We start from the raw sequence: 13523 nt of genomic DNA on the forward strand, positions 1-13523 counted from the left end.
CCCTCCCGCACCGCTTTCAGCCAGGCGTGGATCGTCCCTTTCGGGATGCCCAGCTCCTTCGCCGCTTTGTCTCCGCCGATCTCTCTGGCCAGCTTTACGGCCTGTACCTTGTACTCTTTATCGTAGCTTCGAGCCATTGCCTTTCCTCCTTCTTCTTCTCTTTTTTCTACTCCCTTGAGGAAAAGGTGTCAACTTTTTTTATACCATATCATTCGGAGATATTGCCCGGTACTTCGCCCAGGAAGGGCATACTGGTGTATGACAAGGAGCTGCGCCGGGGCTTCATTTCTCAAATGCTCCGCAACCCCATTTACGCCCAGGCTGACCTGGAGCTGTACGAGTTCTTCAAGGGGCAGGGGGCCGTGGTGGTGAACGAGGCGGCGGACTTCGCCGGGACCAACGGCTGCTATCTCTACCAGGGCCGGGACGTGCAGGAACGAAAAAACAAGGACTTGAAAAATCAAATCCTTGTGCTGGCCCCCAGCGAGGGCATTGTTCCCGCTGATACCTGGCTGCGGTGCAGGAAAAAGCTGATGGCGAATATCACGTTCCAGGGCGGGCGCAAGCCGAAAAATACATGGCTGGCCGGAAAGATGAAATGCGGCCACTGTGGGCGGGCGCTGAAAAGCCTGGGCAACCGGGCCGGAACCCACTACCTTTATTGCACCAAGCGGGCGGACAATATGAGCTGCGGGGGCTGCGGGACGCTTCGGACGGCGGAGTTTGAGCAGTTTGTCTATGAGGCTATGGTGCATAAGCTGTCCGAGTTACTTTAACGGTTTTAAAACAGGCTCTAAAATGCTCCAAAAATATTTTGCGTACATCAGGAAAATTGCTCGTTTTTAAGGAAAGGCTAAAAATCAAAATGACAACTCCGATTACAAATAAAATTGTGGATATAATATTCAAAAATGCCTCCTCCTATCTAACGAAGAAGTGATATGTTCTCTGCTCTTGCTTGCACCCTGTTTGTCAACGTTAATGATAAGTTGTTGTGAATACTTCCTTATCACCGTAAAACTAGGTTTTTGTTTGTTTTTCAGTATTTTTCAAGGTTGCGTTTTTTTCGCAGTTTTGCTTTGCTTGACGCACCACACTTCCAGACGAGACAGCTACTCATCGCTGGGATCGGGAAAAATCACATTGGTAGTGATCCCATAGCTTTTCAGGCCCTGGAGAGCGGAAAAACTTTAAAGGTTGAGAAAGACGCTGCAAGTGGCTGTAATCAAAACCACCACAATGATAGCTGCAGTGGCAATCAGACGGTTGGATGCCCGGTTTGACCGGTAGGCCCGCTGGCTGATCGCCTGAATGGCCTCTTCTGTGCCGGTCTTCTTTTTCCTGTACTTCATTCTTTGATCCTCCCGTCCTCAATGCGGATCACCCAGTCGGCCAGCCGGGCAATGGCGTTGTTGTAGGTAATCATCACAATGGTTTGATGGAATTTGACACTGGTGGTTTTCAGCAGAGAAAGCACATCTTCGCTGGTCCTGCTGTCCAGGTTCCCAGTAGGTTTATCGGCCAATATGATCTCCGGCTTGGTGAGCGGAGCCCGCGCGATAGAAACCCGCTGCTGGCCCCCTGAGAGATTGCTGGGCAGGTTCTGGAGCTTATCTTGCAGTCCCAAAGTAGAGACGATTTCCTCCATCAGGCTTTGATCCTCTTTTCTTCCGTCCAACTGTACAAGCAGGACGATGTTCTCATAGGCGTTCAAAATTGAGATCAGATTATAATTCTGGAAGATAAATCCGATGTGACGGCGGCGGAACACCGCCATCTGTTATTCGTTCTTTTCTGAGAACAGCTTTCCGTTAATGATGATCTCCCCGGAGATGGGGGTATCCAGGCTGCCCATCATGTGAAGCAGGGTGGACTTGCCGGAGCCGGAGGCGCCGATAATGGCCACAAATTCTCCCGGATTTATAGAGAGATCCACACCATCCAAAGCCTTGGTAATATGTTCTCCTTGCTGGTAGTATTTTTTCAGCTGGATCGTTTGCAGAATCGGTGTAGCTGCCATAATAAAAACCGACTCTCTTTTATCGCCGTTTTGTGTGCTTGTTTTCAGGAAACCTGGTACTTTGCGAAAATTCCTCGGGCAAGAACGCTCCCCCCGGCCAGCAGCGCCACCCCTGCGGGAATTGCCCAAAGAGCATACAGCGCCCCGCCGCCCATCTGCTCCACCGACATGAGGGAAACGAACTGGGCATGATAGGTGGGGAAAAGCACCACCAGCCGGAACAGGGGGCTGACCTCCGAAACGGGGAGCAGCACCGGCAGGCCGTAGAGGAGGGCGGAGGCCGCTAGGGCTACCATGGGGCTCTTGCAGGCGGCGGAAAAAACCAGGGTGATGCCCACCACCCCCAGCGCCCCGGTAAAGGCCAGCAAAGCCTGATAGGCCAGCATCGTCCCGCAGGTGATGTTGAAAGGGATTCCTCCCTCGATGTAGGTGAGCTGGGCGAACAGAATGCTGCAATCCAGCCCTTCGGTACCGTAAAAGGTGAAGGCCATGGCGAGGTTCAGGGCCAGCACCGCTACCGTGGTGAGCAGAGCGGCCAGGACACAGGCGACTGCCTTGGCCCCGGCGCATTTGGTCCTGCCATACCGGGTGGAGAGAAGGATCTGGTCCACCCCGCCGTACTCCCCGCAGAAGACCGGGGCGGTCATCACCATGAGAAAGAGGGAGAATAAGATCAGAATTTTCACCAGATTCCGGCTGGTGCTCAGCCACCCGTCTACATAGCCGATGGTGACTTCTCCCTCCCCGAACACATCGGCCACGGTGCTGCCGTTCCAGCCGCCATACCGGTCGGCAAAGCGGGTGGAGACGGCGGACTGGGTGGCGTTGTGGTAGATATACAGGGCGTTTATCTCATTTTCCCCGGTCTTGGGGACCAGGTCGGCCAGCATCCGCTGGACCTTCTCGTCGGTGAGGGTCCCGGCGTACCTTTCGGCCACCGCCTTGTCGATGGACACCGCCTCTTTGCCGGTGCCCTCCCGGCCCGCACCGTCAAAGGCATACTTGTTCTGGTAGGTGGAAAAGCCGAGAATGGCCGAAAGGAGCAGCACCAGGGCAAAGGCCCCTTGGGTTAGCCGCCGGGAAAAGATTTTTTTCAGTTCAAAGCCGATGAGTTTTTTCATCCTTCATTCCCCCCAAAGCAGTACAAAAACAGGTCCTCCAGATTGGGCTGGACCCGCGCTGCTCCTGCCACCGGAGGGCGCTCCCCGATGACCCGGAGAACGGTGGTGCCGTTTTCCTCGTTGCGAAGATTGCTGACATTCCAGGAGGCGGCGTACCGCTCCGCCTGACCGGTGGGGACGCCGCACTCCCAGACAAAGCCGTCAATCTCGGCGGTGATGTCCTGGGGCTTCCCGAACTGGATGATCTGGCCAGCCTTCATCAGGATGATCTCCTCGGCGATGAACTCCACATCCGAAACGATGTGGGTGGAGAGGATGACCACCCGATCCTTGGAGAAGGCGCTGATAAGGTTCCGAAAGCGCACCCGCTCCTTGGGGTCCAACCCCGCCGTGGGCTCGTCCAGAATGAGTATCTTGGGGTCATTGAGCATGGCCTGGGCGACGCCCAGCCGCTGCTTCATCCCGCCGGAAAAGGTCTTCACCTTCCGCCTGCTCTCCCCGGCAAGGCCCACCGCCTCCAGCAGCTCCCCTGCCCGTTTCTTGGCGGTCCGGTCTGGCAGTCCCTTTGCCGCCGCCATGTAGAGAAGAAAGTCCAGGGCGGTGAAGTCGGGGTAGTAGCCGAAGTGCTGAGGAAGGTATCCCAGCAGGCTTCGGTACTCCTCCCCCATCTCCCGGACCGGTTCGCCATCCAGCAGGATCTTGCCGGAGGTGGGCTCCTGCACGGTGCAGAAAAGCCGCATCAGGGTGGTCTTTCCGGCGCCGTTCTGGCCCAGCAGGCCATACACCCCGCTGGTGAGGGTGACGCCCAGGTGATCCACCGCTGTTTTCGGGCCGTATCGCTTGGTCAGCCCGACCGTCTTTAGTTCCATAGAAAACTCCTTTCCGGGGAAGAAAATACTCCCCATGGTTTCATGGAGAGTATAAATCAGAATTTTCTATTTTCTATCTGATTTCGGAGTCAGTCCCGAAAAAAGCGGTAACTTTTGCTCCCGCCGGGCCATTCTCCACCTTCAGCCAGCCGCCGTGGTGGCGGCAAAGGGTGGTGCAGATGTAAAGGCCCAGGCCGAAGTGGCTCCCCTTCTCCCCGGTGAAGTAGGGGTCGGCAGCCTTTTCCAGAGCCTCCGGGGCAAATCCGGGGCCGTCGTCCGCCACCGTGAGGAGCAGCCCGCCGTCGGTCTCCGCCAGGGAGAGGGCCACGGCGCTCCCGGCGTACCGGGCGGCGTTGGCAACAAGGTTGCCAAACACCTGGGCGACAAAGGCCCCGTCCAGGGCAAGCCGGGGGGAAGCAGTCCGGTCCTCCATGGAAAAACCCTTCCCTGCCTGGGTACAGACCATCTTACCGCTTTCCGCCAAGGAGGCCGCCAGGGGGGACAGGGGTGTTGACCGGAGTTCGGGTCGGGTGTCCTCCAGGCGGTGGAGCTGGCTCATGGTGGAGACATACTGCTCCAGCCGGTCGATATGCCGCCCCATGGTGATGGCGGTGGCCCGGGTCGGTTCCTCCCCGCTGGCTTGGAGCATCTCGTTGTAGCCCTTGAGGACGGTGAGGGGGGTCCGAAGGTCGTGGGCAAAGGCGGCGTTGAGACGCTTGCGCTCCTCCATCTGCCGCCACATCTCCGAGAAGTTCCGGGCCAGGGCGGCCCGCATCGTCTCGAAGGAGGCGGAGAGCTGCCCCAGTTCATCCCTGCTGTGGACGGTGACGGTAAAGTCCAGGTCGTTCTGGGAGATCTTTTCCGAGGCCAGCCGCAGCTCTGCCAGGGGCCGTTTCAGCTTGTTCCGGTAGAAAAGCAGCGCCGCCCCCAGGATGCAGAGGGCGGACCACACCGGCGTTGTCACCGTGGGCAGGGCCCGGAGGATGTCCACTGTCCGCTGGTCCTCCGGGGACAGGGGGAAGGGATCGGTGCCGATATAGGTCCCCTCCCCCAGCTGTTCCCCGCGCTCGTTGGTGAGGTAGTATTTTTCCATGTTGTCCGGGTAGGCGGCACGGATCTTCTTTACGCCCAGGTCGCACAGGTTGGCAGTCATCTCGCAGAGGGCCAGGGCCAGCAGAACAGCGACGGTGATGTACACCACCAGGGCTTTTCTCAGGGGGAGATCCCACCAGCGGCGCCTTATCTGCTCCATCGGTAGCCGCACCCCCAAACCGTTTCCAGATAGGCCCTGTCCGAGTGGACGGCCAGCTTGGCCCGGACCCTGCGGATATGCTCCGCCACCACCCCGCTGCTTCCCTCGCTGTCGTAGCCCCAGATTTTTTCGTAGATACGCTCCTTGTCAAAGACCTGGCCGGGATTCTGGGACAAAAGTTCCACGATGTCAAACTCCTTTTTGGTGAGGGGGATTTCCTCCTTGCCGAAGAAGAGCCGCCGTTCTAAAAAATCGACGGACAATTCCCCGGAAAACTTGATCCGGGCCTGGGACTGATGCCGGACCTCCCGCCGCAAATGAGCCTGGACCCGGGCTTCCAGTTCCATTAAGGAAAAGGGCTTTAAAATATAGTCGTCCCCTCCGGCGGAAAAGCCCCGCACCTTGTCGGCGTCCTCGATCCGGGCAGTGAGGAACAGAATTGGGCAGGCCAAGCGGTCCCGGATAGCCTGGCAGACGGCAAGGCCGTCCATCTCCGGCATGGCCACATCCAGCAGGATGAGGTCCGGGGACTGCTCCGCCCGCCGCAGGGCCTCCCGACCGCTTTGGGCGGTGAGCACCTCGTAGCCCTTTCCGGTGAAAAAACTGGACAGCATGGCGACGATGTCCGGCTCGTCGTCCACGATGAGTAGTTTGGTTCCTATGGGGTACACCTCCTTTGGGGCAGCATATCAGGTAAATTCCTACTTTTTATCAACTTTCCTGTGCTGTCTCCCCAATAGAATACCCCTTTTTACCTCGGAGTTCAATCTACGGCATAACGCTTTTGGACCATCGGGGGGAGTTCCTCATAGGACACCTCGGCCCACTCCAAAACGCCCCGGACGGGCATGACAGTGAGGCGGAGGAAAGCACCCTCCCGCAGTTCCTTGGAGGTTCCGAAGGTGATCTCCTTTTCGCCGCCATTTTCATCGTAGGACAATAGAGTATAGGAGTATGGCAGGCCACCCTTGAAATCAACAACGCCTCCCCGACTGTGAACCTCCTCCATCCGGCTGTTGTCGATTTGGGTGTAATAGCCGGCACTGCCCGTCCCCGACAGAAACCAGATGCCAAAGAATACCAAACCGACCAGAAGGACAGCGGCGGTCCCAATACCAATGAACACTTTTTTCTTCATATTGTAATTCACTCCTTACCAACCTTTTTTCGTGATGACCTGTTTCGATTTTTTTGCCGCTTTTGTTGGCGTGCCTTGTTTGGTGGTCACGACAAGGACAGCACAAACCAGCAGGGTAGCCAAAAGACTGAACACACAAAGCAGTGGATTCCAATGCACCGCCGGGTCATAGCTGCGGTATCCAACCAGCCCCATGCTTGCGGTCACGGGATACAAATTGGCCAGGGTCATGTTCCCCGCTGCGAACATCCCGCCGTAGCCATAGACAAAGGCGACCACCGCTCCAATCAGGTGCCCGTTGGGAAGCCGGGCGGCGATGGCGATGATAGGCAAAACCGCAAGATAGAGAAACAGGCAGTTGGGGATGATCTGCGCCGCTGCCTGGAGGATGGCCGGCAGCGTCCCGCCGGGGAAGCCCAGCAGAAAGGATGCGGCCACAGTGAACATGGTGCTGGCGAGCCCCAGAAACAGCGAGAGCAGCATGCCGGTGGCTAGCTTGCCCAGCAGCAGAACGGGAAAGGACACCGGGATGGTCAGGATGTTTTTCAGCGTGTCATCGGTCTCCTCCCGGCTGATGATGTACCCGGTGATGAGGGCGATACACATGGGGAAAATGGTGGTGATATTTTCCTTCATCACCTGCTCCGCAAAAAAGGGAAAGGTCCAGACGGTGCCGTCCAGGGCGGTGGTGGAAAATACAGTGAGCAGGACGGCAAGGAGCATCAGAAAAACCCCTGCCCAGATCATGTGATACCGTTTCAGTTTCCAAAGCTCGGTTTTCATCAGTGCCACCATCCTACTCTCCCCCTCTCTTTTTGTACAGCAGGTCAATGAGCAGAACAGACAGGACCGACATCACGGCCAAGATCAAAACCGTCTGCATGGTTGTGGGGATCAGATACTGCAATCTGCCCACGCTCTCCCGGGCTCCGTGCCGGATCATATCCCCAGCGCACCAAAGATTTGTGAGGGGAATGGGCATCAGCCAGCAGAGAAACTTGGGCATGACCTCGTAACAGCCCTCGGCGGTCAGGCTCAGCACACTGTAAAAGATGCAGAGCAGGGTGGAGAAGATATAGGTTCTGCTGAAAAAGACCACCAGCACTACCAGGGGCAGGGTCCCCGCCGTGATGAACACCCCCAGCTTCACTGCCAGCCACAGCTTATAGCCGAGCCCGCCCACCTCGGCGATGAGGCTTCCGCAGAGGATGGCGACCGTGGCCGAGGACAGGCAGAAGATCAGCCCGAACAGAAACAAAACCGTGATCTTGGCAAAGATCATCTGGGTACCGGTCACCGGGATGGTCCGCAGGTTTTTGAAGGTGTCGTTGTCCCGCTCCATAAAAAAGAGCATGGCGGCGATGACGGCGATGACGCAGGGCAAGAGCAGCTCCACTGCGTAACCAAGGACAAACTGGTAAAAATCGTCAAACAGCTGGGCTTTGGTGTCGTACCGGGCCACCATGCTGGGGGTCAGCATCATCACTGCCAGAGGGGGAGGAAACAGAAAGGCGGAGAGGATGACAAAGGAGATGAATTTTTTTCGCTTTAATTTCGCCAGTTCACAGCCGATCAGTTTAAGCAATCCCTTCACCCCCTGTCACCCGCTTAAAGTAGTCCTCCAGGCTTTCCTCCACCGTCACCGCCTCCGAAACCCCCAGGCCGGCCCGCACAAAGGCGGAGACGAGTTTGCTTACTGGAACCTTGGTGGAATTGACCCGTAGGCTGTGGCGGTCCTCCAGGATGAACCGGTCCGCGGGGAAAACGCCCCTCAAAATTTCTGCTGCCCGCTCCCCGTCGGAGACGGTGAAGTGAAGGTACTTGTCGCTCTTGGCTTCCAGCTCTCCAAGGCTCTCCTCCTCCAGCAGCACGCCGTGGTCAATGATACCGATGTCGTCCGCCAGCAGGGCTACCTCGGAAAGGATGTGACTGGAAATGAGGATGGTCTTGCCCCGCTCGTCGCACAGCCCCCGGATGAAGGAGCGCACCTCCGCAATACCGATGGGGTCCAGGCCGTTGATGGGCTCGTCCAAGATCAGCAGCTCCGGGTCGTGCATCACCGCCAGGGCGATGGCCAGCCGCTGCTTCATCCCCAGGGAATATTGGGAGAACAGCTTTTTGTCCCGATAGGGCAGGCCCACCAGCTCCAGTGCGTTTTTGATGGTGCCGCGGCCGTCCACCCCCCGCAGGGTGGCGAAGATACGCAGGTTTTCTGTTCCGGTGAGGTTGGGATAAAAGCCGGGGGATTCGATGAGGCTGCCGATGTGGGGCAGTAGCTCCTTTTCGTTACCCCCAAGAGGCTTTCCCCAGATGGACACCTCCCCGGATGTAGGTGTGGCCAGTCCCAGCAGCAGCTTCATAGTGGTGGTTTTCCCGGCGCCGTTTCTGCCCAGCAGGCCGTAGATACGGCCCGGCCGGACATGAAGATCCAGCCCGTCCACGCTTTTTTGGGTTCCATATTGTTTGGTGAGCCGTTCTGTTTCGATGATATATCTGCTCATGGCAGCTACCTCCTTTTTACGCTGCCAGTTTACCACGCCATCCTTGCGTTTTCTTTGAGAGAACCTTGAGAATACCTTGAGATTACGCCTGCGGGCTATACATTTTTTCTTCCCCGGACTATAATAAAAATTGGGGTAGGAGGTGGTCCTGTGCTGGATAAAGAAATTCTTATCGTTGACGATGAAAAAGACTTGCGGGACATGATCTGTTCTATCTTTTCTCATGCAGGTTATACCCAGCTGGTCACGGCGGCCTCCGGGGAAGAAGCCTTGGCGCTGCTCTCGAAAAAAATGCCGGGTATCATCATTATGGATGTGATGATGCCCGGCCTGGACGGTTTTGCGCTGCTTCAGGAGGTTCGCGCTGTCAGCAGCGTCCCGGTGCTGATGCTCACCGCAAAGGGGGAGGCGGAGGACCGCTTTGCTGGTTTTGAACTGGGGGCGGACGACTACCTGGTGAAGCCCTTTCTTCCCAAGGAGCTGCTGCTGCGGGTCCGGGCGATCCTGAAACGGGTCTATTCTCAGGAGAACAATATCGTCACATTGGAAGCCTCCTATGTGGATCTGGACCGGGCGGAGGCTGTCAAAGGGGAGCAGCGGCTCCCGCTGACTGCAAAGGAATACGCCATCTTTCAAAAGCTGGCGGAGAATCCGGGGCGCATCGTTACCATCGGGGTCCTTTGCCAGATGGCCTGCGGCGACATTTGGCAGGGATACGAAAACACCCTCATGACCCACATCCGGCATCTACGGGAGAAGATTGAAGAGAACCCGTCAAAGCCCGTCTCCCTTCTTACGGTAAAGGGGCTGGGGTACAAGCTGATGGTGAAGGAGCCGGAGAAATGAAAACGGTAAAGCGCTTTTTTCGGAAATATTTTTTGACCATGGTGGGGATTATCCTCCTGTTCCTGCTGCTCAACGCGCTGTTGTACATTTCGATGCTGGTATGGGCCTGGAAAGCCTCCAACGGCCCAGAAATCTCCATCCATGAGGTGTGGGACAGTGTCACCGTGGACGAAACAGGCGGCCTGACCGCGGCGGTCGGGCTGGAGGAGGGGCTAAAGGAAAACGACTCCTGGGCCATGCTTCTGGATGACACTGGGGCGGTGGTCTGGGAGGAGCGCCTGCCGGAAGAACTGCCCCGGCGCTACACCCCCACCGATGTGGCCAAATTCAGCCGGTGGTATTTAAGGGACTATCCCGTTTTTGTATTGGAGCATCCGGCGGGGCTTCTGGTAGTCGGCACAGCGAAAAACAGCTTTGTCAAATACTGCTCCACCTACAAGGAGCCCTATATCCGGATCATTTTTGCCGGCCTTGCCGTTGCCGTCGTGGTCAATCTGATTGCGGTGGTCCTGCTGATCTGGTGGAATATGGGGCGGGTGGAAAAAGCGGTCGCCCCTATCTTGCAGGGCATCGAGACGGTGGCCTCCGGCCAGCCGGTGAGCCTCCCGGAAAAGGGGGAGCTGTCGGAGATCAACCGGCAGCTGAACAAGGCAGGGGTCTTTATCGCCAAAAAGGACAGTGCCAGGGCCGATTGGATCAGCGGCGTCTCCCACGATGTGCGAACCCCCCTCTCGGTGATCTTGGGCTTTGCCGGGCAACTGGAGGAGGACGGGAACCTTCCGGCCTCTGTCCGGGAACAGGCCGCCGGCATCCGAAAGCAGGGGGAACGGCTGCGGAGCCTCATCTCCGATCTGAACCTTGCCTCCCGGCTGGAGTATTCCATGCAGCCCCTTCGGATGGAGAAGGTCTATCCGGTGGAGCTGGCCCGGCAGGCCGTCTGTGAATTTCTCGATGGCGGACTGGAGGAGCGGTATGAGATCGGATTTTACGCTGGCCCCAAAAGCGAATCGGCCGCCCTCCAGGGGGATGAAGCCCTGCTGAAACGAGCCTTGTGCAATCTCATCCAAAACAGCATCGCCCACAATCCCCAAGGCTGCCGGATCGATGTTTCGGTTACAGGGGAGGCAACGGATACGATCATCGCCGTTGCAGATGATGGTGTGGGGGTACCGGCGGAAAAGCTGAAGGAGTTGGATGCAGACAGCCGCCCTATGGAAAGCACAGACGAAAAACTGAACCTGCGCCACGGATTGGGCATCCTGCTGGTTCGGCAGATCGCAGAGGCCCACAAGGGGACGATGACGATGGAAAGCGAGCCGGGGAAGGGCTTCAAAACGGTGCTGGTGTTTCCACCATGAAGTGCTCTGATTTTTTCAAAAGCAGATAAAACGTTGAACATTATCCCTTATAATACCAGCGTAAAAATACGGCAGGGATTTTCCCTGTTTTTTGAGGAGGAGGCAAAAACGATGTACAACCATCCGATTTTAGACGCCAGCGGGAAGGCAAAAAAGATTTAGAACCTGTATTCATAATCAGGGGATGCCGGATGGGCGAGGGATTTTGCTGTCCTGCAAGGCGAAAAAACGCAGACAATACTTTGTGTATTGCAAGGTTTTTCAACGCGGCAGTCCGGCAAAAGACCCGCTCAGACGGTGTCGAATGGTTGTGAATACGGCTTCTTAGATCGTGTTGAGCAGAAATTTCATGTAAAAATCCCCGCAGAGGTGCGGGAACACTATTTGGCCTATAATGGCGGTTACCCGGAAAAGCCCGTTTTCGCAGGCGGGGACGGCGAAGAATACTCCGTGGACTGGTTTATTCCTGTATGGGATGGGAAGGAGCGGCCCATGGAAAAAACGCTGGGATTTTTGAGAGCGGATGACGGTGTCATCCCGGACTGGCTGCTCCCCTTTGCCGGGGAAGGCGGGGGAAACCTCTGTGGCCGACTACATGGACAGGCATAGGGATAAATGTTGGGGGTTACGCTTTGCCCAAAGTACAAAAGCGGAACACGGCGGTTGTTCTTGTGCTGCTGTGTTCCGCCTTTTTACGGACCTTGATAGGGCGATAGGAAATTTGCGTAAAATACGCTTGAAAGGAAGGGAGCGCCATGAGTAAATTATTCCTGTTGGAAGATGACCTGAGCCTGATCAGCGGGCTTTCCTTTGCCTTGCAAAAGGCTGGCTATAACCTGGACATCGCACGCACGCTCCAGGAAGCCGAGAGTCTGTGGCAAGAGGAAAAGTATGATCTGCTTGTTTTGGATGTTTCCCTCCCGGACGGTTCGGGCTTTGCATTTTGCGAAAAAGTCCGGCGGACATCACAGGTCCCGATTATTTTCCTCACCGCCTCGGATGCGGAGACCAGCATCATCATGGGCTTGGACATAGGCGGCGATGATTACATCACAAAGCCCTTCAAGCTGGCGGTACTCATGTCAAGGATTCATGCGCTCCTTCGCAGGAGCCAGCATTTCCGGCAGGCACCCGAAGAATTGTGTTCCAACGGAATCACCCTTCAGCTGCTGGAGGGCCGGGCTTATAAGGACGGCGGACCGATAGAGCTGACAGCGACGGAATATAAACTCCTGCGTTTTTTCATGGAGCATCCCGGCATTATCCTTTCCCCGGAGCAGATCATGGGGAGGCTCTGGGACTGTGATGGAGACTTTACGGACGGCAACACGCTGGCGGTCTATATCCGCCGCCTGCGTGCAAAGATAGAGGATGACCCAGCCAGACCGGCACGGGTCATCACCGTCCGCCGCATGGGATACAAATGGAATACGGGAGGAAGGACACAATGAATTTGCCGGTGGCTTTGCTCTGCTGCGTGTTGTGCGGTGCATTGACCGCCCTGTGGGTGGTTTGCCATCGCCTGGGGCAGCAGGAGCGGAAAATGGAGGAAGCTGCCCGCCAGATTGCAGAGTACATTCTGGACCGGCGAGAGGGCGGCATTGAATGTAATGAAGAAGGGGCCATGTACCGCCTGTTTCATGAGGTCAATTCTCTGGTGGCCATTGCGGATGCCCACACCGACAGTGAGCGGCAGGCCAAGGAATTTCTGCGGGACACCATTTCCGACATCTCCCACCAGCTTAAAACGCCCATCGCCGCGCTGAACATTTATAACGGCATCCTTCAGCAGGAGGCAGACAACGCCGATACGGTCCGAGAGTTTACAGGCCTCTCGGAGCAGGAGCTTGACCGGCTCGAATCGTTGGTGCAAAGCCTGTTGAAAATGGCCCGGCTGGATGCAGGGGCCATCACCCTGGAGCAGTTGCCGGAAAACCTCTCGGAGCTGCTGGAGCAGATCAAAGGACAATATTCCTTCCGGGCCGGGCAAGAGGGAAAAGAACTTGTTCTGGCGGGGGATGAGCAGAGCGTCCTCCTTTGTGACCGGGTATGGCTGACGGAGGCTATCGGGAACCTTGTCAAGAACGCCCTGGACCACACAACACAGGGGGACCGCATCCAAATTCGGTGGCAGCAATCCCCCTGCCTAACCCAGATCACCGTGGAGGACAACGGCAGCGGTATCCATTCAGAGGACCTATACCATATCTTCAAACGCTTTTACCGAAGCCGATTTTCCAAGGATACTCAGGGAGTGGGTCTCGGTCTGCCGCTGGCAAAGTCGATCATAGAGGCCCATCAGGGCAGCATGGAAGTCCATAGCGAACTGGGGCACGGAACGACATTCACCATCTGTTTTCCAATCATGACAAAATAGTCATCTGCGATTTATCGGACAGTAAGGTTTGCGTGGTATGC

The 13523-nt window shown here is 56.6% G+C and carries 14 protein-coding genes and 2 pseudogenes; 6 read left to right on the top strand and 10 right to left on the bottom strand.

What is annotated here, in order from left to right; translation table 11 throughout:
• Positions 1-202 precede the first annotated feature (202 nt).
• A pseudogene (locus tag C814_RS14010) lies at positions 203-764 on the top strand (recombinase zinc beta ribbon domain-containing protein); the annotation flags it as partial.
• Between the two features lie 426 nt (positions 765-1190).
• Here C814_RS14010 and C814_RS23680 read toward each other — a convergent pair.
• The 10 genes and pseudogenes from C814_RS23680 to C814_RS14055 form a co-directional block, all read right to left on the bottom strand.
• Positions 1191-1352, bottom strand: coding sequence for a hypothetical protein (locus tag C814_RS23680; RefSeq protein ID WP_016315997.1), 162 nt, complete (start codon positions 1350-1352; stop codon positions 1191-1193).
• Positions 1349-2020, bottom strand: a pseudogene (locus tag C814_RS14015) (ABC transporter ATP-binding protein). Before C814_RS14015 ends, C814_RS23680 begins: the two are co-directional and overlap by 4 nt.
• Positions 2021-2064: 44 nt before the next feature.
• Positions 2065-3141, bottom strand: a complete 1077-nt coding sequence (locus C814_RS14020; protein WP_016316000.1) for an ABC transporter permease — start codon at positions 3139-3141, stop codon at positions 2065-2067.
• Positions 3138-4010 (bottom strand): ABC transporter ATP-binding protein, encoded by an 873-nt coding sequence (locus tag C814_RS14025; RefSeq protein ID WP_016316001.1) that lies wholly within the window; start codon positions 4008-4010, stop codon positions 3138-3140. Before C814_RS14025 ends, C814_RS14020 begins: the two co-directional genes overlap by 4 nt.
• A gap of 73 nt (positions 4011-4083) precedes the next feature.
• The gene (locus C814_RS14030) at positions 4084-5262 is read right to left on the bottom strand and encodes a sensor histidine kinase (RefSeq protein WP_016316002.1); all 1179 of its coding nucleotides are present in this window, start codon (positions 5260-5262) and stop codon (positions 4084-4086) included.
• A complete protein-coding gene (locus tag C814_RS14035) occupies positions 5250-5924 on the bottom strand; it encodes a response regulator transcription factor (RefSeq protein ID WP_031219704.1) in 675 nt (224 codons plus the stop codon). Before C814_RS14035 ends, C814_RS14030 begins: the two co-directional genes overlap by 13 nt.
• A gap of 101 nt (positions 5925-6025) precedes the next feature.
• Positions 6026-6400 carry a YxeA family protein gene (locus tag C814_RS14040; RefSeq protein ID WP_016316004.1) on the bottom strand — a complete coding sequence of 125 codons (375 nt, stop codon included), beginning with the start codon at positions 6398-6400 and terminating at the stop codon, positions 6026-6028.
• A 15-nt stretch (positions 6401-6415) separates the two neighbouring features.
• Positions 6416-7195 carry an ABC transporter permease gene (locus C814_RS14045; RefSeq protein ID WP_016316005.1) on the bottom strand — a complete coding sequence of 260 codons (780 nt, stop codon included), beginning with the start codon at positions 7193-7195 and terminating at the stop codon, positions 6416-6418.
• A gap of 1 nt (position 7196) precedes the next feature.
• Complete coding sequence (locus C814_RS14050; RefSeq protein ID WP_016316006.1) at positions 7197-7985, bottom strand: ABC transporter permease; 789 nt, start codon at positions 7983-7985, stop codon at positions 7197-7199.
• A complete protein-coding gene (locus C814_RS14055; protein ID WP_016316007.1) occupies positions 7978-8901 on the bottom strand; it encodes an ABC transporter ATP-binding protein in 924 nt (307 codons plus the stop codon). Before C814_RS14055 ends, C814_RS14050 begins: the two co-directional genes overlap by 8 nt.
• A gap of 150 nt (positions 8902-9051) precedes the next feature.
• Here C814_RS14055 and C814_RS14060 point away from each other — a divergent pair, with 150 nt between their 5' ends.
• The 5 genes from C814_RS14060 (at position 9052) to C814_RS14075 (ending at position 13482) form a co-directional block, all read left to right on the top strand.
• Entirely contained in the window at positions 9052-9747 is a 696-nt protein-coding gene (locus C814_RS14060) for a response regulator transcription factor (RefSeq protein WP_016316008.1), read from the top strand.
• Positions 9744-11105: a sensor histidine kinase gene (locus C814_RS14065; protein WP_016316009.1), complete on the top strand. Its 1362-nt coding sequence runs from the start codon at positions 9744-9746 to the stop codon at positions 11103-11105. The genes C814_RS14060 and C814_RS14065 overlap by 4 nt, the downstream gene beginning before the upstream one ends.
• A gap of 297 nt (positions 11106-11402) precedes the next feature.
• Positions 11403-11714: an SMI1/KNR4 family protein gene (locus C814_RS23015; protein ID WP_196809924.1), complete on the top strand. Its 312-nt coding sequence runs from the start codon at positions 11403-11405 to the stop codon at positions 11712-11714.
• Between the two features lie 146 nt (positions 11715-11860).
• A complete protein-coding gene (locus tag C814_RS14070; RefSeq protein WP_016316010.1) occupies positions 11861-12556 on the top strand; it encodes a response regulator transcription factor in 696 nt (231 codons plus the stop codon).
• Entirely contained in the window at positions 12553-13482 is a 930-nt protein-coding gene (locus C814_RS14075) for a sensor histidine kinase (RefSeq protein ID WP_016316011.1), read from the top strand. The genes C814_RS14070 and C814_RS14075 overlap by 4 nt, the downstream gene beginning before the upstream one ends.
• The last annotated feature ends 41 nt before the right edge of the window (positions 13483-13523 follow it).

It is taken from the genome of Anaerotruncus sp. G3(2012) (assembly GCF_000403395.2).
Lineage (GTDB): Bacteria > Bacillota > Clostridia > Oscillospirales > Ruminococcaceae > Anaerotruncus.

Bases quoted from the DNA above. Each gene is read 5' to 3' on its own strand.
- C814_RS23680 (WP_016315997.1), bottom strand. From the start codon at position 1,352: ATGAAGTACAGGAAAAAGAAGACCGGCACAGAAGAGGCCATTCAGGCG.
- C814_RS14055 (WP_016316007.1), bottom strand. From the start codon at position 8,901: ATGAGCAGATATATCATCGAAACAGAACGGCTCACCAAACAATATGGA.
- C814_RS14030 (WP_016316002.1), bottom strand. From the start codon at position 5,262: ATGGAGCAGATAAGGCGCCGCTGGTGGGATCTCCCCCTGAGAAAAGCC.
- C814_RS14065 (WP_016316009.1), top strand. From the start codon at position 9,744: ATGAAAACGGTAAAGCGCTTTTTTCGGAAATATTTTTTGACCATGGTG.
- C814_RS14020 (WP_016316000.1), bottom strand. From the start codon at position 3,141: ATGAAAAAACTCATCGGCTTTGAACTGAAAAAAATCTTTTCCCGGCGG.
- C814_RS14040 (WP_016316004.1), bottom strand. From the start codon at position 6,400: ATGAAGAAAAAAGTGTTCATTGGTATTGGGACCGCCGCTGTCCTTCTG.
- C814_RS14070 (WP_016316010.1), top strand. From the start codon at position 11,861: ATGAGTAAATTATTCCTGTTGGAAGATGACCTGAGCCTGATCAGCGGG.
- C814_RS14025 (WP_016316001.1), bottom strand. From the start codon at position 4,010: ATGGAACTAAAGACGGTCGGGCTGACCAAGCGATACGGCCCGAAAACA.
- C814_RS14045 (WP_016316005.1), bottom strand. From the start codon at position 7,195: ATGGTGGCACTGATGAAAACCGAGCTTTGGAAACTGAAACGGTATCAC.
- C814_RS14075 (WP_016316011.1), top strand. From the start codon at position 12,553: ATGAATTTGCCGGTGGCTTTGCTCTGCTGCGTGTTGTGCGGTGCATTG.